Genomic DNA, 21,116 nt, shown 5'->3' with positions numbered 1-21,116 from the left:
TTCTCTGCGTGGGTTCCCCGGGTGGGCGAGTCGGGTGGGCGAGTCGGGTGGGGGCATGAGCGGTGGGTGGACGGAAATCGTGGGCGTGCTCGTGGGCGAGGTGGGCTGAGGCATGAGTGACAACGTCCTCTCCGTCATCCCGACCGACCCGCACTGGCAGCCCGAGCGCCCCGCCGCCGACCGCGCCACCGCCCTCGTGACCGCTCTGACCGGCGGCCTCGCCGTGGACACGGACGTCGAGGTCGACGTCGACTGGTACGACGCGCCCACCGTGGTCGACAGCGGCCAGAACCTGACGCGGATCGGGTGCCCGCACTGCCGGGGCCCGATCGACCTCGACTGGTGGGCGGAGCTGGTCGAGGACCACCAGGACGGCTTTCCTGCCCTCTCCGTGGACGTCCCCTGCTGCGACGCCACCACCTCCCTCGACACGCTCGACTTCGACTGGCCCTGCGGCTTCGCCCGCTTCGAGATCGCCGCGTGGAACCCGGAAGTCAGCCGGCTCACCGACGAGGAGCTGGCCGCCGTCGCCAAGGCGCTGGGACACCCCGTACGGCAGATCCGGGCCCACATCTGACGCTGCGGGCACCCGGCCGGGCGGGCGTCGGCGCGAGCGTGCCCGCGCCGCGGAAAACGGTCGCGTCAGCATTGAGCGACATCTCCCGTTCGTGCGTATCGTCTTTCGAGGGGTCACGGCACGCTGGGTGAGAGGCGGCTCGGAGCGATGACGCACAGCTTCCGTACGGACACGCACACCCCCTACTACGACGGCGACCGAGGCTGGCGGGACACCGCCACCCGTTACGCCCTGCTCCCACTGCGCCTCTTCCTCGGCGTCACCTTCATCTACGCCGGCCTGGACAAACTCACCGACAGCGCCTTCATGAAGGCCTCCGGGCCCGGCTCCATCGGCGACCAGATGCGCAACGTCCGGGACTCCGCGGCGATCCCCGACATGATCGACATGGCCCTGAAGAGCCCCGTCGGCTTCGGCTACGCCATCGCCTTCGGCGAACTGGCCGTCGGCATCGGCACCCTCCTCGGCCTCCTCGCCCGCCTGGCCGCCCTCGGCGGAGCCCTGATCTCCCTGAGCCTCTGGCTGACGATGAGCTGGGCCTCGGACCCGTACTACTACGGCAACGATCTCGCCTACTTGATGGCCTGGCTCCCCCTTGTCCTCGCCGGCGCCTCGCACTTCTCACTGGACGCAGCCTGGCGATCCCGACGACGGGGACGGGCGGCGGCGTACTAGTCCGACGGCGGCGAAGGGGGCCGGGGCCCGGCCTCGCCGCCCCCTCGGTCAGCCCGCCCCCTCCGACTCGGCGCCCGCGTCCGCCTCACCCCCCGCACGACGTCGACGGATCGCGCGAGTCGCGAGGCCCGTCGCGGCTGCGAGGCAGAGGCCGCCCGTGACGATGGGGATGATCGCGAACCAGGGGGTCTCCCAGGTGCCGCCCGCGTCGCCGGCGTAGATGATGCCGGCCAGGGTCAGGAAGAGGCCGGCGAGCAGTTTGCCGGGGCGGAACTCATGACGTAGCACGGCTCACCTCCGCTTGGCCGACGCCGACCTGGAGGTCGAGGTCGAGGGTGCCGGAGGATTTGGTGCCTTTGGGGGGTGTCAGGGTGACCTCCTTGTACTTGCCCGGTTCCACGTCCACGTCCTCCTGGTCGTCGCCCGGGAGCTGGATGTCGCCCACGCCCACGTCGATGCTGACCTTCACGGTCGCGTCCTTCGGTACGACCACCTTCAGCTTGCCCACGCCCACCTCGGCCCGGGCGGTCACCGTCTGTCCCTTGGCGAGGTCCAGCCCTGTCAGATCCAGCGTGCCGACGCCGGTACCGAGGTCGTACTTGGGCCGGACGTCCGCGACCGCGGCGGGCCGCCAGGTCTCCTCGATCCAGTGCGTGCCGATGTCCTTGGGCAGCGCGGCCGAACCGGCGAGTAGTCCCGCCGTGATCACCGCCAGGAAGATCGAGCCCGCCCCGGTACGCCCGAGGAACGAACTGATCGCGATGCCGAGGCCGATGACTATGAGGGCGCAGGACAGGCCGGTCTGCAGGCTGGTGCCGAGCGGGTGCTCATTCCACGTCAGGCTGGTGCCGAGACCGCCCGCGAGCAGGGCGAACAGGAAGACCCAGCCGCCGATCCAGCGAGGGCCACGCGGTTTGGGTGGCTGTGGGCGGGCGGTGCGGGTGGCGGCGCGCGCCCCGTCGTATCTGCCGAGGCCGATGTTGACGGCCGCCGCGATGTCCCGGTCGCGGGAGTCGCGGGGGCCCCACAGATAGCCGGTGCCGCCCTCGTGCGTGCCGTCCTTGACGATGGGTTCACGCCACCAGGACGGGTATCCGGGGCCGACCGGCGGTGCCTGGGCCTCCGGTGGGGCGTCGGCGACGGCCTGCGCGGCCAGGGGGTCGGTGTCGGGGGCGCCGCGTCGGCGGGCCCAGTACCCGGCGCCGGCGAGGAGGAGGGAGAGGACGACGGCGAAGGTGAGCACCCCGCCGTTGTTCAGCATGGTCAGGAACACCCCGCAGCCGACCAGCGCGAACAGCACGGCTGTCAGGGCCTGGCCGTCGACGCGGCCGGTCAGCAGCTTGCGGACCTCGTTCTCCTCCTCGTCCTCGTACGGGACGAGGAGCCAGGCGAAGCCGTAGAAGATGAGGCCGATGCCGCCGGTCGCGGAGAGCACGGCGAGCGTGATGCGGAAGATCACCGGGTCCATGTCGCACTGCCGTCCGAGCCCCGCGCACACCCCGGCGAGCACCTTGAACCGCCGGTCGCGCCGGAACCTCGCGGGAGGCGCGGCGGCTCCGGCCTCGCCGGGTGCCTCGCCCCCTGCGCCGGCCGGGCTGCCGGGCATGCCGTCGGCGGGGCCCGGCCGGTCGGCCGTGCCCGTTTCCGTCCGCGCGCCCGCCCGCATGTGCGCGCGCGCATCCTCACCCGCGGCGGCCGCGGGAGGGGCGGCGGACGAGGCACCCTCGTCGGGCGCCGGGTCCGCGGCGTGCTGGTGATCTGTCATGTGTCCATGGTGACGGGCGAGCCGCCCCGGCGGGAGTCGGAACGACCCTGGCCGGACCCTGATATCGCCCCTGAGCCGGCGCCGGGGAAGCGTTCGACGGCCCGACGTTTCTGCACGTTTCGAAGATCAGGGGCGTCTAGGGGGCCGACCCTGATGCCCCCGCCCGTCCGCCGTGTGAACATCGATGGCATGCCGGAAGCCGCAGCAGCGCCACTCGTCGAACCGCGGCCGCCGCGCAAGCTCTACCGCAGCAGTGACGGACGCTGGCTCGGTGGTGTGGCGCGGGGGCTCGCCGGGCATCTCGGGCTGCCCGTCATCTGGGTGCGGCTCGTCTTCGTGGGCCTGTTCATGGCGGACGGGCTCGGCGCCTTGTTGTACGCGGCGTTCTGGTTCTTCGTGCCGCTCGGGGTGGGTGGGGTCGGCGGGCAGCGGCCGCCGTCCCTCGTCTCCACCGAGGCCTCGCCGGACGGCCGTCGCAGACTCGTCGCCCGCAGGCCCGACAAGGGGCAGATCGTCGCCCTGCTCCTCATGGTCGTCGTGGCCATGGTCTTCGTGGGCAACGTCAATCTCGGCACCGGCGCCAAGGCCTACCTCTGGCCCGCCGTGCTGGTCGGCGCCGGCGTGGCCCTGGTCTGGCGCCAGGCCGACAACGCCCGCCGGGCCCGCTGGGTCGAGGTCGGCCGCCGCAAGCGCACCCTCAGCCTGCTGCGCGCCGCGGGCGGCGTCCTGCTGGTCACGGCCGGCGTCTCCGGCATCTTCGTCCTGCAGGGCTCCGCGGCCCACCTCGGCTCGGTCCTGCAGGCGGCCCTCGCGGTCCTCGTCGGCATAACGCTCCTCGCCGGCCCCTACCTCGTGCGCATGACCCAGGACCTCTCCGAGGAGCGCCTGATGCGCATCCGCGCCCAGGAGCGCGCCGAGGTCGCCGCCCACGTCCACGACTCCGTGCTGCACACCCTCACCCTGATCCAGCGCAACGCGGAGAACGCGAACGAGGTGCGCCGCCTCGCCCGCGCCCAGGAGCGCGACCTGCGCACCTGGCTCTACAAACCCGAGGGCACCGGCAAGGACGAGGCCGACGAACCCACGACCCTCGCCGACGCGGTACGGCGCAATGCCGCCGAGGTCGAGGACAAGCACGGCGTCCCCATAGAGGTCGTCATAGTCGGCGACTGCACCCTCGACGAGAGGATCGGCCCGCAGATGCAGGCCGCGCGCGAGGCGATGGTGAACGCCGCCAAGTACGGTGGCGAGGGCGGCGCGGTTCAGGTCTACGCCGAAGTCGAGGGACGGACGGTCTTCGTGTCGGTCCGGGACCGCGGTCCGGGCTTCGACCTCGACTCGATACCCGCCGACCGCATGGGTGTCAGAGAATCGATCATCGGTCGCATGGAGCGCAACGGCGGCACGGCGCGGCTGCGCGCGGTGCCGGACGGCGGCACGGAGGTCGAGTTGGAGATGGAGAGGGCGGAGAAGACGTCATGAGCGACGAGGCGAACGGTTCGGCGGAGGCCACCGACAGCGCGGAGGAGCGCAGGGTGCGCGTGGTCCTCGTCGACGACCACCGCATGTTCCGGACGGGCGTACAAGCGGAGATCGGCCGGACCGAGGAGACCGGTGTCGAGGTCGTCGGCGAGGCCGCGGACGTCGACCAGGCGGTCACGGTCATCACCGCGACCCGGCCCGAGGTGGTCCTTCTGGATGTCCATCTCCCGGGTGGTGGCGGTGTCGAAGTCCTGCGCCGCTGCGCCCCGTTGATGGCCGACGCCGAACAGCCGGTCCGTTTCCTCGCCCTGTCCGTCTCGGACGCGGCGGAGGATGTGATCGGTGTGATCCGGGGCGGCGCGCGGGGGTACGTCACCAAGACGATCACCGGTACGGATCTGGTCGACTCCGTCTTCCGTGTCCAGGACGGTGACGCGGTGTTCTCGCCGAGGCTCGCCGGGTTCGTACTGGATGCCTTCGCGTCCACGGACGCGCCGCCGGTGGACGAGGACCTCGACCGTCTCACGCAGCGGGAGCGGGAGGTGCTGCGGCTGATCGCGCGGGGGTACGCGTACAAGGAGATCGCCAAGCAGCTCTTCATCTCGGTGAAGACGGTCGAGTCCCATGTGTCGGCGGTGCTGCGTAAGTTGCAGCTGTCGAACCGGCATGAGCTGACTCGCTGGGCCACGGCTCGACGGCTGGTGTGAGGCCGGGAGCGTCGCAGGCTTTCGGCCGGCGGTCCATGGGCGATGCCGTGACAGCGGGACGGAACGGTGCCGTCCATGTCCATGATCCGTAACGACACCGCGGGAGAGGTGGCCCACAGCTTCGACCTGTGCAGAATCGAGTCGTCAGCCAGACCGTTCGAGTCTTGCGACGACACACGGGGGATCACCATGGGCGCTGCCCGCACGAGTTGGAAGACGTACACCCTGGGGGCAGTGGCCGTCGCCGCGCTCCTGGCGTCCACGGCGTGCGAGCCGGGTGGCGGCGGCACCGACGACAAGGCGGACACCTCCCCGTCCGCGAGCCCGACGGCGACCGACTCCGCCACGCCCGGCGGCTCGGCCGCCCCCAGCAACTCAGCCGGTGCAGGGGACAGCGGCGACAACGGTGAGGACGCCACCAGAGCCTGCGCCGACCCCGACCTCTCGGTCGCCACGTCGGTCTACCCGCACGACGAGGTCAGACACCTCCTCATCACGGCCACCAACGCCGGCGACACGGCCTGCACTCTCCACCACTACCCGTGGGTGTACCTCGGCGACGAGACCGAGAACCCGCTCGCTCCGATGGAGTCGAAGCCGCAGGCGGTCGCCACGATCGAGCCGAACGAGAAGGCGTACGCGGGCCTGTTCCTCTTCCGGGCGGGCGAGGAGACCACCACCGTGGAGTCGCTGGGCCTCGGTTACATGGAGCGCGAGCCCAACAGCGGGGAGGAAGGGGCACCGCTCGACATCAGGCTGCCCGACGGCACCGACTTCCTCACCCCCGGCCCCAACCCCGGCGTCACCTACTGGAACACCGACCTCGACGCGGTCGAGAAGTTCACGTTCGCCAGATGACGGCAGCCGCTCACACCACCCGCGTGGCCCCCGCGAACGGCATCTCGTCGATCGGCGCGACGCGCACCGGCGCCGAGGGGTTCGGGGCGTGGATCATCTGGCCGTTGCCGATGTAGAGGCCGACGTGGCTGATGGCGGAGTAGAAGAACACCAGGTCGCCCGGGAGGAGTTCGGAGCGGGCGACACGGCGGCCGGTGTCGATCTGGGCGTACGTCGTGCGCGGGAGGGAGATCCCGGCGGAGCGGTAGGCGGCCTGCATCAGCCCCGAGCAGTCGAAGGCGTCGGGGCCGGTGGCGCCCCAGACATAGGGGCTGCCGAGCTTCGAGGAGGCGTACGAAACAGCTGCCGCGGCACGGGAGTTGGGGGCCTGTACGGAGCCCGCGGCGGTCAGGCCGTCGCGGGCACCGGAGCCGGCGGAGCGCGAGGCGCGCTGCACCTCGCCCGTGCGTTCCTCGGTCGGCAGCTGCGCCAGCAGCCGGCGCGCCGCGTCCAGCTTTCCGGTGATCGTCTTCTTGTGCCGCTTCAGCTCCGCCTGGCGCGACTTGAGCGAGGCCAGCTCGATATGGGCGGCGCCGCGCAACTGCTCGATCTCCCGCAGCTGTCTGCGCACGCTCGTGACGGAGGCCGCCTGCCGGGTGCCCGCGCGCTCGACGAACTCGGCGCCCTCGAGATAGCGGTCGGGGTCGTCGGAGAGCGCCAGTTGCAGCGCGGGATCGAGGCCGCCGTCGCGGTACTGTGCCGCGGCCATCGAACCCAGCGCGTCCCGCGCCGAGTTGAGCTTGTCCGCCTTGCGCGCCGCCTCGTCCCGCAGCGTCCTCAGCCGCTCCTCGGCCCCCTCCGCCTTCTCCTTCGCGCCGTTGTACTTCTCGGTGGCGACCTCCGCCTCCTGGTACAGCTTGTCCACCTTCGCCTTGACCTGCGCCGGTGTCAGATTCGGCTCGGCATACCCGGTCCCGTCGAAGCCGGTCGCGGTCGCCGCGCCCGCCAGGGCGATCGTCGCCGCCGTACGGACCGTATTGCCGCCGGCCGAGCGCTGCCTGGGCTTGCGGTGCGCTGCCATGTGGACTGCACGTCCTTTCGTACGACCGCCTGGTCCGCGGTAGGACCGTCCCGGACGAGCTGTGGCCGTACGACCACCAGGGGGAGCGGACGTACGACCGCGCGGGGCGGTTCGCGCGTCCGGCGGCTGCCCGCACAGGGGGAGCGGACCGCCGCCGGACCTTCTCGGCGGTGGTGTCCGACTGCCGCCCCTGGCCCGGGCGGCGGTGGGGAGCCGGTCACCTGGTGGAGGACGCTAAACCTCGCGGTGTCGTGGGGGTAACGGGTTGCGCGGAACTGGTCTGAGGGGACCGCCGCGTGACCGTATGCGACCGTGATTCCGTTCTCGTGTCGTCGACTTCACGCAGTGTGATGACCGAAGCGCGGATTCCGGAACGCGGCGAGGTGATGGGGTGCTATGGGCCGCATATATGCAAGATCACGTATATGCGGGATCGTGGCGGAAGAGGCAGGGCGGTGTAGGGCGACTCAAGTGCCCCTGATTAGGCTCCGGCCTCATGGACGTACTCATCCACCTCTTCGTGGGCCTGCACATCATCGGCATCGCCTCGTTGCTCGGCGGATTCCTCACCCAGATGAAGGCCATGGGTCAGGGCACCGCCCGCTTCGTCCCGGCGATGCTGCACGGCGCGCTCACCATGCTGGTCACCGGGGTGATCCTGGTCGGCCTCAACCAGGCGGACGACCAGTCCGTCAACAACGTCAAGATCGGCATCAAGCTGGCCCTGCTGGTGGTGATCCTCGGCCTCGTCTATGTGAAGCGGGACGACGAGAAGGTGGAGAAGGGGCTGTTCGGACTGGTGGGCGCGCTGACCGTCACGGACATCTTCATCGCGGTGCTGTGGACCTGAGGGACGTGAGGCCGGCGCGCGCCGACGCGACGGCTCCCGCGGCGACGGTGAGCCATGCCGCCACCGCGATCCACAGCAGCACCTGACCGGGTGTCCTGAGCCAGGACACGTCGAGGGCGGCGGCGACGGACAGCGTCGCCGCCGATGTCATGCCCATCGGGAACACGGTCGCCCAGCGGCGCACGTCGTAGCGCGGCCGGGGCTTCAGCGCCTCCGCGACGAGCAGTACGACGTACCAGGCCAGGTCGAGGACGAGCAGCGCGACCGTCACGGCCCGCAGGACGCCGTTGTCGTCGTCGTTCCACAGGTACAGCGGCGCGTTGTCGGCCGCGACGAGCTTCGACCCGGCGAGCGCCGAGATGGCGAGCGCCCCGCCGGCCACCCAGTGGTCCCCGGCGCCGGCGGTCACCTGCCGCAGGTCGAAGCGGGCCAGGGCGATGCCGTAGAGCACGAGGCCGAGCCAGAACAGCACGAGCGCCGCGTGGGCGAGCCACGCCGTCGACTCGGCCGAGGCGAGCGTGGCGCCGAGCACCGCGAGACCCTGCGTGGCGACGCAGGCCAGGAACACCGCCCCGGGCATCCGACGCGTCCAGTGCGTCACGACCAGCGCGATCAGCGCCGGCCACAACAGCGCGGCGATCGCGAGCAGCGCCTCGGCGAGCTGCTGCCGGCCGAGGGCCGAGACACGGGTACCGAGCACGGCCGTAGCCGCTACGGCGGTGAGCGCGCCCGGCGTCTCGGCCTCCGCCACCCACCTCGCCCGGTCCCACAGCAGCCGTATGGCGAAGTCGGCGGCCAACGCGACCCACGCGACGCCGGCCAGGGCGAGGGCGATCCGCGACAGGGTCTCGTGCCCCGCCAGATGCAGACCGACGGACACGATGCCGGTCGCCATCACGGCGGCCCCGGCGGCGGGCGGCCGCTGAGCCCACCAGGCGCGGAGGGGGGAGTGAGGGGAGCGGGGGGAGGCGCCGGACATGGGGCGATGCTAAGGAGCGCGGCCCGGGTCGAGGGCGGGGCGCGCGAGCGGGCGCGGCCAAATGCGCGCGGCCGCAGGCACGGGTGGGTGCGCGGCTCGGTGGGTGGGTGCGCTGAGTGATGGGCAGATTTGTCCCACCCGGGATCATGTCGGAACCCGCCCACCTGGGCGTTTACCACGCGATGCCGGGACACATCTGCCAGCCGTCTGAGTAGTTCCGCTCATGACAGGCGACCGTCCGGGGCGCCAGACTCTCGGCATGTTTCTCAGACGATCAGTCGTCCTCGTCGGCGCCGCCCTCATGGCGGGCAGCCTTACCGCGTGCGGGAGTCAGAAAAGTGGGGCGGCCGATGGGGGCGGGGCCGCGCGGTCGGGCACTCCGACCTACTCCTATCCGCCTCCGCCCAAGTGCGCGCAGTCCACAGCTACGCCCACCGCCCTGCCTTCCTCCCCCTCGCCCTCCTCCTCGCCCTCCGCCTCGAACGCGGCCGGAGGGCAGCAGGACGGGCCCGTGGACGCTCCCCCCAACTACGCCGACAACCACGCGTACCGCATGCAGGCGTCCTTGAGTGCGGAGCAGCAGGCCAGTGGGCGGGCGTCGGCCGAGCTGATCCTCGCGGAGCTGGCGAAGGTGCGGGAAGAGGGCGGGTCGGGGGAGTTCGGTCGCTTCAGTGACGAGCGGGTCGAGGCGGCGTTGCGGCGGGTCGGGTGCGGTGAGAAGCACGGGGTCTCTGTCGGGAACGGGTACTACGCCGTCTACACGGGCGTCGTGTGCGTCTCCGGACGGGTGACGAAGGACGAGCTGACCGGCGAGGTGCACGGCGTCTACGCCGAGCCCCAGCCCGGCGAGGGGCCCTGCGTCGAGAACCGGGGAGGTCACTGACGCCAGGGCCCTGCCGCGCGTCAGGCCGGCCGCACCACGCTGTGGATCGCCGACTCACCGTCGTAGTAGATGGACTCCTCGCGCACGTACGCCCCCGGCTTCGGCGCGTGGATCATCTTGCCGTTGCCGATGTAGATGCCGACGTGGGTGACATCGTCGTAGAAGAAGACGAGGTCGCCGGGCCGGGCGTTGGCGAGGGTGACCGTGGTGCCGGCGTTCACCTGGTCGTAGGTGGTGCGGGGCAGGGAGATGCCGGCGGCGTTCCAGGCGGCCTGGGTGAGGCCGGAGCAGTCGTAGGAGTCGGGGCCGGTGGCGCCCCAGACGTACGGCTTGCCGACCTGTGAGCGGGCGAAGGCGAGGGTCTTCTCGGCCTTCGTGGCGTACGAGGAGTCCGAGGCCTCCGAGGACGACGACGAGCTGCTCGCCGACTCCTCGGCCGCGGCCGCTTCCTCTGCCGCCTTCTGCTCGGCCGCCTGCTGCTTCGCCAGCTCGGCGGCCTTGCGGGCGGCCTCCTCCTGCTTCTTCTTCTCGATCGCCGCGAGGCGCGCCTTCTCCTCGGCCGTCAGCTGCGACAGCAGCTCGCGCGCGTCGGACAGCTTGCGCTGGACGGTCGCCTTGGCGGTCTTCAGGTCGCTCTGCGACTCGGAGAGCGTCTCGAGGCTGTCGGTGGCCTCCTGGCGCTTCTTCATCGTCGCGGACTGCTCGGTGACGTAGTCGTCGACCGCGTCCTTCTGACGGGACGTCATACGGCCCATCAGCTGCGTCTGGTCGAAGTAGTCCTGCGGGGAGTCCGCGAGCAGGAAGGTCGCGGTGTCGGGCGCGGAGGCGCCGGTGCGGTACTGGGCCGCGGCGAAGGAACCCAGCTCCTCGCGGGCCTCGTTGAGCTTCTGGGTGCGCTGGGCGACGTCGTCGAGGAGGGTGTCGACCTGCTCGCGCTGCTTGGAGGTCTTCTCCTTGGCCGAGTTGTACTTCTCGGTCGCCGACTCCGCCTGGCGGTAGAGGTCGTCGACCTTCTTCTCGACTTCCTCGATGCTCGGCTTGTCATCGGTCGAGGGCGCGGCGGTGGCCGTCTGGGAGAGCAGGGCCACGGAGGTGAGGGCGGCCGTGGCGAGAGCGGGTGTGCGTATGCCGGCTACGCGCGTACCCGGGGGAGGCGACTTGCGGTGCGACGCCAAGGTCGGCGACTCCTTCCATGCTCCGCCTACCGAGTTAGCTGTCGGGTTCGGGCGGGTGGTTCGGAAGGGTTGCCCTACGGCCGTTCCCGGTACGGGAGTTGGCCGATTCACCCCAAGTTCGGTGGGTCCCCGGTTCCGGGTGCGCGGCGACGCTCCGGATTCGGCGGAGGCCGCGCGGCCCGGCGACGTTCGCCGGTGGGGGTCGTACGGCCTTCCGGCACGGTAGCCAACGGGTGTGGCCCCTGTGAAGGTTGATGTCCGATAGGCCCGATACATTTTCGTGACCTTAGGTCAGGGCGTTGCTCGTGGTGGGGGATGCGGAGTGATCTGACACGACTCGTGCGTATTTTGTGCGGAGTGACGACGTCCGCCCGATTCTCGTCGACCCGTGCGACGGCAAGGTATGCGTCTTCGCCTTGGTTGCGGAACGTTACCGCGTGATAACGGAGGGCGAGAAGGGGGCCCATGTTCTCGGGGCGGCGGCGGGGTGTCAGTGGGGAGCCCTAGACTCGGAGAGCGATGAGCAGCCTCTTTGACGACAGCTTCCTGGCGGACCTCCAGGCCCCTAAGGGCCGCGAGGAAGAGCCCCCGCCACCGCCCGAGGACGAGCACGTACCGGAACCCGTTCCGGACGACCTGTTCGGCGGCAGGTTCGACGTGCCGCCGGACCGGGACGCGTACTACCGCGACGGCGCCCCGCGCCCGGTCCTGGACGCGGCCGCGCTCATCGACGGGCTCAACGAGAACCAGCGCGCGGCCGTCGTCCACTCCGACACCCCGCTGCTCATCGTGGCCGGCGCCGGCTCCGGCAAGACGCGGGTGCTCACCCACCGCATCGCCTACCTGCTGGCCGAGCGGAACGTCCACCCGGGCCAGATCCTCGCGATCACCTTCACCAACAAGGCCGCGGGCGAGATGAAGGAGCGCGTCGAGCAGCTCGTCGGCCCGCGCGCGAACGCGATGTGGGTGATGACGTTCCACAGCGCGTGCGTGCGGATCCTGCGGAGGGAATCCAAGAAGCTCGGCTTCACGTCGTCGTTCTCGATCTACGACGCGGCCGACTCCAAGCGTCTGATGGCCCTGGTCTGCCGTGACCTCGACCTCGACCCCAAGCGCTTCCCGCCCAAGTCCTTCAGCGCCAAGATCAGCAACCTCAAGAACGAGCTGATCGACGAGGAGGACTTCGCCGCCCAGGCCACCGACGGCTTCGAGAAGACCCTCGCCCAGGCCTACGCGATGTACCAGTCGCGGTTGCGGGAAGCCAACGCGCTCGACTTCGACGACCTGATCATGACCACGGTCAATCTGCTGCGCGCCTTCCCGGACGTCGCCGAGCACTACCACCGCCGCTTCCGGCATGTCCTCGTCGACGAGTACCAGGACACCAACCACGCCCAGTACGCACTGGTCCGCGAGCTGGTGGGGACGAACGAGCACCCCGTCGACGTCCCCCCGGCCGAGTTCGACCTCCCGCCCGCCGAACTGTGTGTCGTGGGTGACGCCGACCAGTCGATCTACGCCTTCCGCGGCGCGACGATCCGCAACATCCTCCAGTTCGAGGAGGACTACCCGAACGCGACGACGATCCTGCTGGAGCAGAACTACCGCTCCACACAGACGATCCTGTCCGCCGCCAACGCGGTCATCGAGCGCAACGAGTCCCGCCGCCCCAAGAACCTGTGGACCAACGCGGGCGCGGGCGCGCGCATCACCGGCTATGTCGCCGACACCGAGCACGACGAGGCGCAGTTCGTCGCCGAGGAGATAGACCGACTGACGGACTCGGGCGACGCCAAGGCCGGCGACGTCGCCGTCTTCTACCGGACCAACGCCCAGTCCCGGGTCTTCGAAGAGATCTTCATCCGCGTCGGCCTGCCCTACAAGGTCGTCGGCGGCGTCCGCTTCTACGAGCGCAAGGAGGTCCGGGACGTCCTGGCCTACCTGCGTGTCCTCGCCAATCCCGAGGACTCGGTCCCCCTGCGTCGCATCCTCAACGTCCCCAAGCGCGGCATCGGTGAGCGCGCCGAGGCGATGATCGACGCCCTGTCCCAGCGCGAGAAGATCAGCTTCCCGCAGGCGCTGAAGCGGGTCGACGAAGCGTACGGCATGGCCGCGCGGTCGACGAACGCCGTGAAGCGGTTCAACGTGCTGATGGAGGAGCTCCGTACGATCGTCGAGTCCGGCGCGGGCCCGGCGACCGTCCTGGAGGCGGTGCTCGAACGCACCGGCTATCTGGCCGAGTTGCAGGCCTCCACCGACCCGCAGGACGAGACCCGGATCGAGAACCTGCAGGAACTCGCCGCCGTGGCCCTGGAGTTCGAGCAGGAGTCCGGGGAAGCTACGGAAGGTGAGGCGGCGGCTCCGGTCGGTCTCGCCGCGTTCCTCGAGCGGGTCGCGCTCGTCGCCGACTCCGACCAGATCCCCGACGAGGACGAGGACGGCTCCGGCGTCATCACCCTGATGACCCTGCACACCGCCAAGGGACTTGAGTTCCCGGTCGTCTTCCTGACCGGCATGGAGGACGGCGTCTTCCCGCACATGCGCTCCCTCGGCCAGACCAAGGAGCTGGAGGAGGAGCGGCGCCTGGCGTACGTCGGCATCACGCGCGCGCGTGAACGGCTGTATCTGACGCGGTCGGCGCTGCGCAGCGCGTGGGGGCAGCCGTCCTACAACCCGCCCTCGCGCTTCCTGTCGGAGATCCCGGAGCAGCACGTGGACTGGAAGCGGACGGGTGCCACCGCGCCGGTCTCCTCCGGCCCCGCGTCGGGAGTGGCCGCCTCCCTGTCCTCGTCCCGCTCCCGCTCCTCGGCGAGGGGCGCGTCCGGCTTCGCCACGAACCGCGCCTCCGACAAGCCGGTCGTCTCGCTGGCCGTCGGCGATCGCGTCACGCACGACCAGTTCGGGCTCGGCACGGTGACATCGGTGAAGGGCACGGGCGCGAACACCGAGGCGACGGTCGACTTCGGTGACACCAAGCCGAAGCGGCTGCTGCTGCGCTACGCGCCGGTGGAGAAGCTGTAAGAGCGGTTCCATGAGTGAGCCCCCGCTGTGAAGTGCGGGGGCTCTCAGGGAAGTTGTCGCTTACGTCGGGTCCAGCCCGTGGCTGCGCAGCCACGGAAGCGGGTCGATCGCCGAGCCGCCGGCCGGGCGTACCTCGAAGTGCAGGTGCGGTCCTGTGGAGTTGCCGGAGTTGCCGGAGTACGCGATCGGGTCGCCGGCCTTGACGGTCGTACCGGAGGCGACTCGGTAGCTGGAGAGGTGGCAGTACCACGTCTCCGTACCGTCCATCGCGGTCACGATCATCATGTTGCCGTAGGCGCTGTTCCACTGCGTCCGCACGGTGCCGTCGGTCGCGGCCATCACCGTCGTGCCGTAGGAGACCGGGAAGTCGATGCCGGTGTGCACGGACATCCAGTTGACGCCGGCCTGGCCGTAGTAGGCGCTGAGGCCGTGCCGCGCAACCGGGAGCGCGAACTTGGGGCGCAGCCGCTCCTTGCGGGCCGCCTCCTCCGCCGCCTTCTTCTTCTCGGCCACCTGCTGGGCCTTGAGGTCGATGCGCTCCTGCGTACGGCTGGCCCGGTCGGCGAAGTCGTCGGCGCCCGCGGAGAGGCTCGCGAGCTGGGTGTCCAGCTTGTTGTTCGCGGCGGACGGCTTGACGGACTTGGTCGTCGCGTCGGACGCGGTCGTCGAGGTGTTCTTGTCGTCGCTCAGGCCACCGACGGAGGCAGCGGCGATCCCGGTGACGCCCATGACGCATGCGGAGGGCACGGCGATCTTCATCAGCGCGGAGCGCTTGGGGGGCGTACGGCGGCGCGAACGGCCCGCGTTACGGGCGGCCATGCGGGAGCCCGGGGCCGGGGCGGGGTCTTCCTCATCGTCGAGAAGCGGGGCGACGTCGTCCTCGGAGAGGGCGGGCAGCTCGCCGGTGGCGCTCAACTCGGCGTCGTGCGCGGCCGGTTCTTCGTACGCGACCTGCTCGAACATCGCTGTCGACTGGTGGTCGACGGGCTCCTCGTGGGCCGGCGTGGTGCCGTCGGAGTTCCACTGCGTGGCGTCGTACGCGCCGGTGTCGAAGGCCTGCGTGCCCCATTCCCAGTGCTGGGTCTGGTCGGCGGTGCCCCCCGACTGGTCGGGCTGGAGCCAGGAGTTGGCGTCCCTCTCCCAGAGGGGGGACCCCCAGCCGCTCGCGTCGGGCGCGCCGGCCTGCGGGGGGATCACGGAGAGCTGCTGGTGTTCGCCGGTCCAGGCCGTCGTGTCGTACGCGCCGGTGTCGTAGGCGGCGTGGTGCTGGGCCGCGTACGCGTCGTAGTTCAGGGTCTGGTGACTGTCCGTGGCCCACTGATTGGCGTCGTACGACCCGGTGTTCTCACCGGGGAGACTGCCGAACAGGGGGTCTGCGTCGAAGTGCGCGGTGGTGTGGGCACCCGTGTCGTGACCGTAAGCGGCGTAGTCACCGTACTGAGCTTCCTGCGTGCCGTACGACGCGTAGTGCGCCGGGACATCGGAAGCGGGAGTCGGGGTGGTCATGGTCCCCGACGGGTACGGATCGTTCACCAACTTCTCTTTCGCCTCGACAACAGGGGCTGCCAGAGCAGTGCGGTGACTGTACCCGCCGGTATGCGGGCGCGACAATCTTCAACGGGTTTCGCGCCTTCAGGAAACGGGCATTCGGCCGTGTTTCGGGGGACTGCGGACGCGAGTTTGGCCTTGTGTTCGAAGATTGTTCGATGTTGGACGGCTGTCCTGTGGCTGTCACGCCACTGTGAGACCGCCGGTATCGGCTGCGGCCGTGGCTCCTGTCGGCGGGGCGTCGAGGGCCTGTCGTATCCCGGTCGCGACGGCCGGGTGCACAGGGAGGGCGAGGTGCCCGACCCCGCTCACCTGGACGTTCTGCGCCATCAGGTCGGGATGGTCGATGCAGGCGGTCTCCAGCGGGTCCATCAGATGGTCGAGGTCGCTCCAGAAGCTCACGAAGTGCGTACGGCAGCCGGGCGCGGGCCGGGTCAGCTCCTCGACGACGTCCGAGCCGGGGCGCATCTGCCGCACGATCGGGTGCGCGTCCGCCAGCGGCACCACCCGGGTCCCGGAATGCGGGGTACCGAGTGTGACCAGGGTGCGTACCCGCAGGTCACCGCCGAGGCACTGTACGTAATACCGCGCTATCAGCCCGCCCAGGCTGTGCCCGACGACATCGACCTGCCTGCTGCCCGTGCGCTCGCAGATCTCCGCTATGTGCCGGCCGAGCAGCTCGGCCGCGGTGCGGATGTCGCACGTCAGCGGGGAGTAGTTGAGCGACTCGACCTGACGGTGGCCGTGCTGGAGGAGGCTGCGGCGCAGCAGGACGAAGACCGAGCGGTTGTCGATGAAGCCGTGCAGCAGGACGACCGGCGGTTTGGCCTCCGTCGGCAGGTGGGCGGGGCCGTCCGGGGAAGGGAGCGGGACGGCCGGCGCCCGGCGCTCCTGCAGGACACCGGAGGGATAGAGCAGGAGGTGTCCGGCGAGGATCGCGATCTCCAGGGCGGTCGCCTTCAGGAGAGCCACGGACAGGCCCGCGAGTCTGCTCGGGAGCAGCCGCTGGCAGAGCGGAAGAAAGGGCGCCGCTGCCCTGGTGACCTTCATGGCCGACCTCCTGTCGGCACACGTGAAGACAGCTCCGTCCCCCGTGTGCCCTCGTGGGAGGCCGCGTCGGAGGCGACCGAGGAGGCACGAGGAGGGCGCGTGGGGTGAGCTCGGCGAGCGGCGCGAGTGGAGCGTGGTGCGCCGATGACCTGACGAGGCTCCCTGCCGGTGTGGCGACGAGGCTCCCCGCTGTCGTGCCTTACCTGCCCTACGTGCCCTTCGTGCCACCGTCGGCACGCCGCACCGCCACGGCGCGCGGCCCGCGGCGCGGTGGCGCGGCGACCTCGTTGCGGCTCCCGTTGCGCTTGCTCCCGCTGCGGTACGAGGGTCGCGTACCGCTGCGGCCCGTGTGCCGCAGAGACTCGGAACGGTGCGCGGCGAACGTGTCCCACCGTGTGATTTCCCCCTCGGTCCGCACCGCGAAACTGCCGGTTACGGGATGGTGGAGATAACGTTCGTTCACTTCCTCGCACAAGGTGGTGTGAGGACGTCCGTGCCGTATCGGCGCCGTCGCGGTGGCATACATGGCATGTTCGGTACTTGTCGGTACGGATGGATGTAGTCGCTTCATGGAGGCAGTGATGGGTGTGGCAGCCGGTCCGATCCGCGTCGTGGTGGCCAAGCCGGGGCTCGACGGCCACGATCGCGGGGCCAAGGTGATCGCGCGGGCGCTGCGCGACGCCGGTATGGAGGTCATCTACACCGGGCTCCACCAGACGCCCGAGCAGATCGTCGACACCGCGATCCAGGAGGACGCCGACGCGATCGGCCTCTCCATCCTCTCCGGCGCCCACAACACGCTGTTCGCCGCCGTCATCGACCTGCTCAAGGAGCGGGACGCGGCGGACATCCTCGTCTTCGGCGGAGGGATCATTCCCGAGGCGGACATCGCCCCGCTGAAGGAGAAGGGGGTCGCGGAGATCTTCACCCCCGGGGCGACCACACAGGCGATCGTGGACTGGGTCCGGGCCAACGTGCAGCAGCCGGCGGGGGCATAGGCCGCTCCGAGACGGCGGGCCGGCTCGGCCGACGCCGGCCGGCTCCGTCAGACCGCCCCCAACTCCTGCGCCATCGCCGCCCGCAACCGCAACGTCGTCACCAGCCGCTGGAACGCCTCCGCCCAGTACCCACCGGCCCCGGGGCTCGCGTCCTCCGACTCGTCCGGCACCGCCAGCAGCCCGTCGAGCCGCCCCGCCTCGGACGGATCGAGACACCGCTCCGCCAGCCCCATCACTCCACTGAAACTCCATGGGTAACTCCCCGCGTCCCGCGCGATGTTGAGCGCGTCCACCACAGCCCGCCCGAGCGGCCCCGCCCACGGCACCGCACACCCCCCGAGCAGCTGAAACGCCTCCGACAGTCCGTGCGCCGAGATGAACCCGGCCACCCAGTCGGCCCGCTCGGCGGAACCCAGCGTGCCGAGCAGCTTGGCGCGCTCGGCCAGGGACACCGCCCCGGGGCCTCCGGCCTCGGGCGCCCCCGGTGCTCCCAGCAGCGCACGCGCCCAGGCCGCGTCCCGCTGCCGTACGGCCGCCCGGCACCACGCCGCGTGCAGCTCGGACCGCCAGTCGTCCGTCACCGGCAGCGCCACGATCTCCTGCGGCGAACGCCCACCGAGCCGCGCCGCCCACGTCCCCAGCGGTGCCGCCTCCACCAACTGGCCGAACCACCAGGACCGTTCACCCCGTCCCGCCGGAGCCTTGAGCACCACACCGTCCCGCTCCATGCTCGCGTCGCACTCGAACGGTGCCTCGACGGCGATCGTCGGTGTCTCCCGCGTACGGTCCAGGGCCACGCACGCCGTCGCCCTGACCGCCATCCGCGCGGCGAGCGCGGAGTCCGGCAGGGCGGACAGCAACTCGGCGGCGGTCGCCCGGACGTTACGGCTCCGGTCGGCCAGTGCCTGCTCCAGGAAGGGCTCGTCGTCGGCGCCGAGACCCGTCCGCAGCGAGTCCAGGAACATGAGGCGGTCCTCGGCCCGCTCCGTCGCCCACGTCTTCGCCAGCAGCTCGCGCGCGGCGGCGGGCTCACGGGCGCGTATCGCGGCGAGCAGCGCGACCCGCTCCGCGAACAGGCCCTCCTGCCACAGCTGCCGGACCCGGTCCGTGTCCCGCGGGTGCGGCAGCGCCGGGTCCCCGCCCGGTGCCGCGCGCAGGGCGAACCGCCAGTCCGGGTTCAGCCGGGCCAGCCACACGGCACGCGGCCCCGCGAACGCCAGCGCCGCCGGCCGCAGGTCCGTACGTCCCCGGGCCGCGTCCAGCAGCGCCGGCAGCACCTCGGGGGGTGCCGCGAAGCCGCGGGCGTTCGCCGTCGCGAGCCACTGGGGCAGCAGTTCCATGAGGTCCGGGGCCGTGCCGCGACGGCCTCCGCCGCCCGTGCCCGGACGGTCGGCCAGCAGCATCGAGAGCCTGCGGGCCGCGGCGACGGGCAGGGCGGGACGGGGATCCGCGGGCGCCGCTACCGGCCGCGCCGCCGCCGTGGCGGGCCGCAGCCCGGCCCGCCGCCGTACGGTCTGCGCCGCCGCCGCGTCCAGCAGGGCCACGGGTGCCGCCCGGCCGGGCGCCGCGCCCGGTGGGGTGCGCCGATCGGTCCCGAGCAGGGCGGTGGTGACGAGTTCCTCCCAGACGTCCTGCGCGGGTGAATCCACAGGTGTGGACGTGCTGTTCATGCGGGTCCTTTCCGTGGAGTGCCGTGGCGTGTGGGGGAGGTGGGGCGGTGGGTGTGCCTGGTGGTGCGGGAGTGAGATCGGGAGGGGACGCCGGCGCTGGTGCGGGCCCTGGTGACGGTGCCGGTGCGGGCCCTGGTGACGGTGCCGGTGCGGGCCGTGCGATGGCCGCGGGTGACGTGGGTGTTGTCGTCCGAGTCCGTGTGTGCCGTGCGGCTGGCGCGCGTGGCGTGGACGTTGGTGTCCGTATGTCCTCCGAGGTCGGTGCGGATGGAATCGGCGTCGGTGTGCGCCGGGCCGGTGCCGGTGGTGCTGTGCTTGTGGTGTCGGTGATCGCGTACGTCTGTCGCGTCGCGTCGGCGCGGGTGCGCCACGCGGCTCGGTGCGGGCGCCTCGGGGGCCGCCGCACGCTCGGCCTGGGGCACATGGGCGCCTGTGCGGCAGCGCGCCCCATGCTCCGGCCGGCTCAGTACAGCGCCACCCCCTCGCCCGCCCCCTCGGGCCAGGCCGTCAGCGGGGTGAAGCCGCCGTGGCCGCACTCGCCGAAGACCTTGAGCGGGGCGCCGCCCGAGAGGGCGACCAGGCGCCACAGCCCTGGGCGGGAGCGGGCGGTGGGGGTGAGCGGCAGAGCCGTGTCTCCGTCGGCGTCCGCCAGTTGCCATGTGTCGCCGTCCGGGGTCGGGACGACCCGGTCCAGCGTCACCGGGACCGAGTCCAGCCACGGGTCGTCGCGCAGCGCCTCGCCGTAACGGGCTGCCGCCTGGGCCGTGGTCGTCCCCGGCGGGCGTATCGCCGCGGGCACCGGCGGTGCGAACTGTTCGCCCAGCGCCGCCCGCACCTGCCCGGCACCCGGGTACGCGGAGACCTCCGCCTCCAGGACCAGGCCCACCGGCAGGGCCAGTTCGGGGGCGCGGCCGGCGGCGCCGAAGGACAGGAGCAGGGCCATGCGCCCGGACTCGGCGCCGTGCAGCCAGATCCGGCGGGTCGTCAGCCGGGCGTCCGCCGTGTCGTACTGGGCGAGCACCAGCCAGCGGTCCCGCACCGCCGGCCCGTCCGCCGAGGCGGGGAGACCGACACGGGAACGGACCGTCGCCGCCAGACCCTCGGGCAGCCGCTCGCGGCGCAGCCAGCCCTGGTCCAGAAGGTGGAGGAGCGCGCACTCCTCCAGCAGCCGCACCGGCCAGCCCGGACCGGACGCCGGAATCGCCCCCAACTCCCGGACCCGGGAAGCGAGTCCGGGCGCCTGGGCGTCGACCATGCGGGCCGCGGTCTCCTCCCACATCCCGTACCCCGCCTGCTCCGCACCGGCCAGCCCGCCGCGCAGCAGATCCGCGAGACGCTGCTCCAGCTCCGTCGCCCCCGCGGTGACCAGCGTGGCCCGGCGCTCCGCCCTGCGCCTGGCCGCCTCCGGATCACCACCGCCGCCGGGGGACGCCGCCGCGTCCTTCTTCTCCTCAGCCCGCTTCCTTCTCCCCTCCAGCCACTGCTCCGCCCAGTCCGGCGCCTGCCCCCGAGGCACCGCGCCGTCCTCGCCCGCCCAGAGCAGCAGCAGCCCGAGGGCGTGTTTGCACGGGAACTTGCGGCTCGGACAACTGCACTTGTACGCCGGCCCGGACACGTCCGCGATGTCGACGACCGTCTGATACGGCTTGCTGCCACTGCCCTTGCACTGCCCCCACACCCTCCCCTCGTCGGAACTCCCCGCACCCGACCACGGCCCCGCCGCCCCGAGTTTGCTTCCCGCTTTGCGTGATGCGGCGTCAGGCGCCAGTGCCAGCACCTGGTCCGCGCTCCAGCGCACCCCCTGCTGAGTCATGTCAT

Annotated in this window: 19 protein-coding genes and 1 riboswitch; of the genes, 9 read left to right on the top strand and 10 right to left on the bottom strand. The window is 71.4% G+C overall.

Annotated elements, in window-relative coordinates; all coding sequences use genetic code 11:
- Window positions 1–112: 112 nt before the first annotated feature.
- Together TN53_RS28635 and TN53_RS28630 are read left to right on the top strand one after the other, a co-directional pair.
- Entirely contained in the window at window positions 113–577 is a 465-nt protein-coding gene (locus tag TN53_RS28635; protein WP_046261588.1) for a hypothetical protein, read from the top strand.
- 147 nt (window positions 578–724) lie between these two features.
- Window positions 725–1,252, top strand: coding sequence for a DoxX family membrane protein (locus tag TN53_RS28630; RefSeq protein WP_046261587.1), 528 nt, complete (start codon window positions 725–727; stop codon window positions 1,250–1,252).
- 48 nt (window positions 1,253–1,300) lie between these two features.
- Here TN53_RS28630 and TN53_RS28625 read toward each other — a convergent pair whose 3' ends face one another.
- Both TN53_RS28625 and TN53_RS28620 read right to left on the bottom strand, forming a co-directional pair.
- Entirely contained in the window at window positions 1,301–1,540 is a 240-nt protein-coding gene (locus TN53_RS28625) for a hypothetical protein (protein WP_046261586.1), read from the bottom strand.
- Window positions 1,527–3,017, bottom strand: coding sequence for a PspC domain-containing protein (locus tag TN53_RS28620; RefSeq protein WP_046261585.1), 1,491 nt, complete (start codon window positions 3,015–3,017; stop codon window positions 1,527–1,529). The genes TN53_RS28625 and TN53_RS28620 overlap by 14 nt, the downstream gene beginning before the upstream one ends.
- A 189-nt stretch (window positions 3,018–3,206) precedes the next feature.
- Here TN53_RS28620 and TN53_RS28615 point away from each other — a divergent pair, with 189 nt between their 5' ends.
- The 3 genes from TN53_RS28615 (at window position 3,207) to TN53_RS28605 (ending at window position 6,064) form a co-directional block, all read left to right on the top strand.
- Window positions 3,207–4,499 (top strand): ATP-binding protein, encoded by a 1,293-nt coding sequence (locus TN53_RS28615; protein WP_046261584.1) that lies wholly within the window; start codon window positions 3,207–3,209, stop codon window positions 4,497–4,499.
- Window positions 4,496–5,206 (top strand): LuxR C-terminal-related transcriptional regulator, encoded by a 711-nt coding sequence (locus tag TN53_RS28610; protein WP_046261583.1) that lies wholly within the window; start codon window positions 4,496–4,498, stop codon window positions 5,204–5,206. Before TN53_RS28615 ends, TN53_RS28610 begins: the two co-directional genes overlap by 4 nt.
- 75 nt (window positions 5,207–5,281) lie before the next feature.
- Window positions 5,282–6,064, top strand: coding sequence for a DUF4232 domain-containing protein (locus tag TN53_RS28605; RefSeq protein ID WP_046261582.1), 783 nt, complete (start codon window positions 5,282–5,284; stop codon window positions 6,062–6,064).
- Window positions 6,065–6,074: 10 nt separating this feature from the next.
- Here TN53_RS28605 and TN53_RS28600 read toward each other — a convergent pair whose 3' ends face one another.
- Entirely contained in the window at window positions 6,075–7,124 is a 1,050-nt protein-coding gene (locus tag TN53_RS28600; RefSeq protein ID WP_046261581.1) for an NlpC/P60 family protein, read from the bottom strand.
- A 496-nt stretch (window positions 7,125–7,620) separates the two neighbouring features.
- On the opposite strand from TN53_RS28600, the gene TN53_RS28595 reads away from it, so the two are divergent.
- Window positions 7,621–7,974 (top strand): hypothetical protein, encoded by a 354-nt coding sequence (locus tag TN53_RS28595; RefSeq protein ID WP_046261580.1) that lies wholly within the window; start codon window positions 7,621–7,623, stop codon window positions 7,972–7,974.
- Here TN53_RS28595 and TN53_RS28590 read toward each other — a convergent pair.
- Window positions 7,952–8,953 carry a tellurite resistance/C4-dicarboxylate transporter family protein gene (locus TN53_RS28590; RefSeq protein ID WP_095046786.1) on the bottom strand — a complete coding sequence of 334 codons (1,002 nt, stop codon included), beginning with the start codon at window positions 8,951–8,953 and terminating at the stop codon, window positions 7,952–7,954. The two genes, TN53_RS28595 and TN53_RS28590, sit on opposite strands and share 23 nt — an antisense overlap.
- Window positions 8,954–9,464: 511 nt before the next feature.
- Here TN53_RS28590 and TN53_RS28585 point away from each other — a divergent pair.
- Window positions 9,465–9,836 carry a hypothetical protein gene (locus TN53_RS28585; RefSeq protein ID WP_046261578.1) on the top strand — a complete coding sequence of 124 codons (372 nt, stop codon included), beginning with the start codon at window positions 9,465–9,467 and terminating at the stop codon, window positions 9,834–9,836.
- Window positions 9,837–9,856: 20 nt separating this feature from the next.
- Here TN53_RS28585 and TN53_RS28580 read toward each other — a convergent pair whose 3' ends face one another.
- Complete coding sequence (locus tag TN53_RS28580; protein WP_046261577.1) at window positions 9,857–11,011, bottom strand: C40 family peptidase; 1,155 nt, start codon at window positions 11,009–11,011, stop codon at window positions 9,857–9,859.
- An 8-nt stretch (window positions 11,012–11,019) separates the two neighbouring features.
- A riboswitch (cyclic di-AMP (ydaO/yuaA leader) is annotated at window positions 11,020–11,187 on the bottom strand.
- A 343-nt stretch (window positions 11,188–11,530) separates the two neighbouring features.
- On the opposite strand from TN53_RS28580, the gene pcrA reads away from it, so the two are divergent.
- Window positions 11,531–14,032, top strand: coding sequence for a DNA helicase PcrA (pcrA, locus tag TN53_RS28575; protein ID WP_046261576.1), 2,502 nt, complete (start codon window positions 11,531–11,533; stop codon window positions 14,030–14,032).
- Between the two features lie 60 nt (window positions 14,033–14,092).
- Here the strand turns inward: pcrA and TN53_RS28570 are convergent, their stop codons facing one another.
- Window positions 14,093–15,538, bottom strand: a complete 1,446-nt coding sequence (locus tag TN53_RS28570) for a M23 family metallopeptidase (protein WP_046261591.1) — start codon at window positions 15,536–15,538, stop codon at window positions 14,093–14,095.
- Window positions 15,539–15,763: 225 nt separating this feature from the next.
- A complete protein-coding gene (locus tag TN53_RS28565) occupies window positions 15,764–16,630 on the bottom strand; it encodes a lipase family alpha/beta hydrolase (RefSeq protein WP_046261575.1) in 867 nt (288 codons plus the stop codon).
- Between the two features lie 581 nt (window positions 16,631–17,211).
- Between TN53_RS28565 and TN53_RS28555 the strand changes: the two genes are divergently transcribed.
- Entirely contained in the window at window positions 17,212–17,628 is a 417-nt protein-coding gene (locus TN53_RS28555) for a cobalamin B12-binding domain-containing protein (RefSeq protein ID WP_046261573.1), read from the top strand.
- Window positions 17,629–17,675: 47 nt separating this feature from the next.
- Here TN53_RS28555 and TN53_RS28550 read toward each other — a convergent pair whose 3' ends face one another.
- The 3 genes from TN53_RS28550 to TN53_RS28540 are packed head-to-tail and all read right to left on the bottom strand — an operon-like array spanning window position 17,676 to window position 21,111.
- Window positions 17,676–19,298, bottom strand: coding sequence for a DUF5691 domain-containing protein (locus TN53_RS28550; protein WP_046261572.1), 1,623 nt, complete (start codon window positions 19,296–19,298; stop codon window positions 17,676–17,678).
- Window positions 19,295–19,720, bottom strand: a complete 426-nt coding sequence (locus tag TN53_RS47480; protein ID WP_046261571.1) for a hypothetical protein — start codon at window positions 19,718–19,720, stop codon at window positions 19,295–19,297. The genes TN53_RS28550 and TN53_RS47480 overlap by 4 nt, the downstream gene beginning before the upstream one ends.
- A 41-nt stretch (window positions 19,721–19,761) precedes the next feature.
- Entirely contained in the window at window positions 19,762–21,111 is a 1,350-nt protein-coding gene (locus TN53_RS28540; RefSeq protein WP_046261570.1) for an SWIM zinc finger family protein, read from the bottom strand.
- Window positions 21,112–21,116 lie beyond the last annotated feature (5 nt).

It is taken from the genome of Streptomyces sp. WM6386 (assembly GCF_000972385.1).
GTDB lineage: Bacteria > Actinomycetota > Actinomycetes > Streptomycetales > Streptomycetaceae > Streptomyces.
This window is presented reverse-complemented; position numbering and strand designations above follow the sequence as displayed.

Excerpts from the sequence above, each read along its gene's own strand:
- TN53_RS28600 (WP_046261581.1), bottom strand. The coding sequence starts at position 7,124 with ATGGCAGCGCACCGCAAGCCCAGGCAGCGCTCGGCCGGCGGCAATACG.
- TN53_RS28630 (WP_046261587.1), top strand. The coding sequence starts at position 725 with ATGACGCACAGCTTCCGTACGGACACGCACACCCCCTACTACGACGGC.
- TN53_RS28615 (WP_046261584.1), top strand. The coding sequence starts at position 3,207 with ATGCCGGAAGCCGCAGCAGCGCCACTCGTCGAACCGCGGCCGCCGCGC.
- TN53_RS28605 (WP_046261582.1), top strand. The coding sequence starts at position 5,282 with ATGTCCATGATCCGTAACGACACCGCGGGAGAGGTGGCCCACAGCTTC.
- TN53_RS28610 (WP_046261583.1), top strand. The coding sequence starts at position 4,496 with ATGAGCGACGAGGCGAACGGTTCGGCGGAGGCCACCGACAGCGCGGAG.
- TN53_RS28570 (WP_046261591.1), bottom strand. The coding sequence starts at position 15,538 with ATGACCACCCCGACTCCCGCTTCCGATGTCCCGGCGCACTACGCGTCG.
- TN53_RS28620 (WP_046261585.1), bottom strand. The coding sequence starts at position 3,017 with ATGACAGATCACCAGCACGCCGCGGACCCGGCGCCCGACGAGGGTGCC.
- TN53_RS28635 (WP_046261588.1), top strand. The coding sequence starts at position 113 with ATGAGTGACAACGTCCTCTCCGTCATCCCGACCGACCCGCACTGGCAG.
- TN53_RS28565 (WP_046261575.1), bottom strand. The coding sequence starts at position 16,630 with ATGAAGGTCACCAGGGCAGCGGCGCCCTTTCTTCCGCTCTGCCAGCGG.
- TN53_RS28595 (WP_046261580.1), top strand. The coding sequence starts at position 7,621 with ATGGACGTACTCATCCACCTCTTCGTGGGCCTGCACATCATCGGCATC.
- TN53_RS28590 (WP_095046786.1), bottom strand. The coding sequence starts at position 8,953 with ATGTCCGGCGCCTCCCCCCGCTCCCCTCACTCCCCCCTCCGCGCCTGG.
- TN53_RS28555 (WP_046261573.1), top strand. The coding sequence starts at position 17,212 with ATGGGTGTGGCAGCCGGTCCGATCCGCGTCGTGGTGGCCAAGCCGGGG.
- TN53_RS28540 (WP_046261570.1), bottom strand. The coding sequence starts at position 21,111 with ATGACTCAGCAGGGGGTGCGCTGGAGCGCGGACCAGGTGCTGGCACTG.
- TN53_RS28550 (WP_046261572.1), bottom strand. The coding sequence starts at position 19,298 with ATGAACAGCACGTCCACACCTGTGGATTCACCCGCGCAGGACGTCTGG.
- pcrA (WP_046261576.1), top strand. The coding sequence starts at position 11,531 with ATGAGCAGCCTCTTTGACGACAGCTTCCTGGCGGACCTCCAGGCCCCT.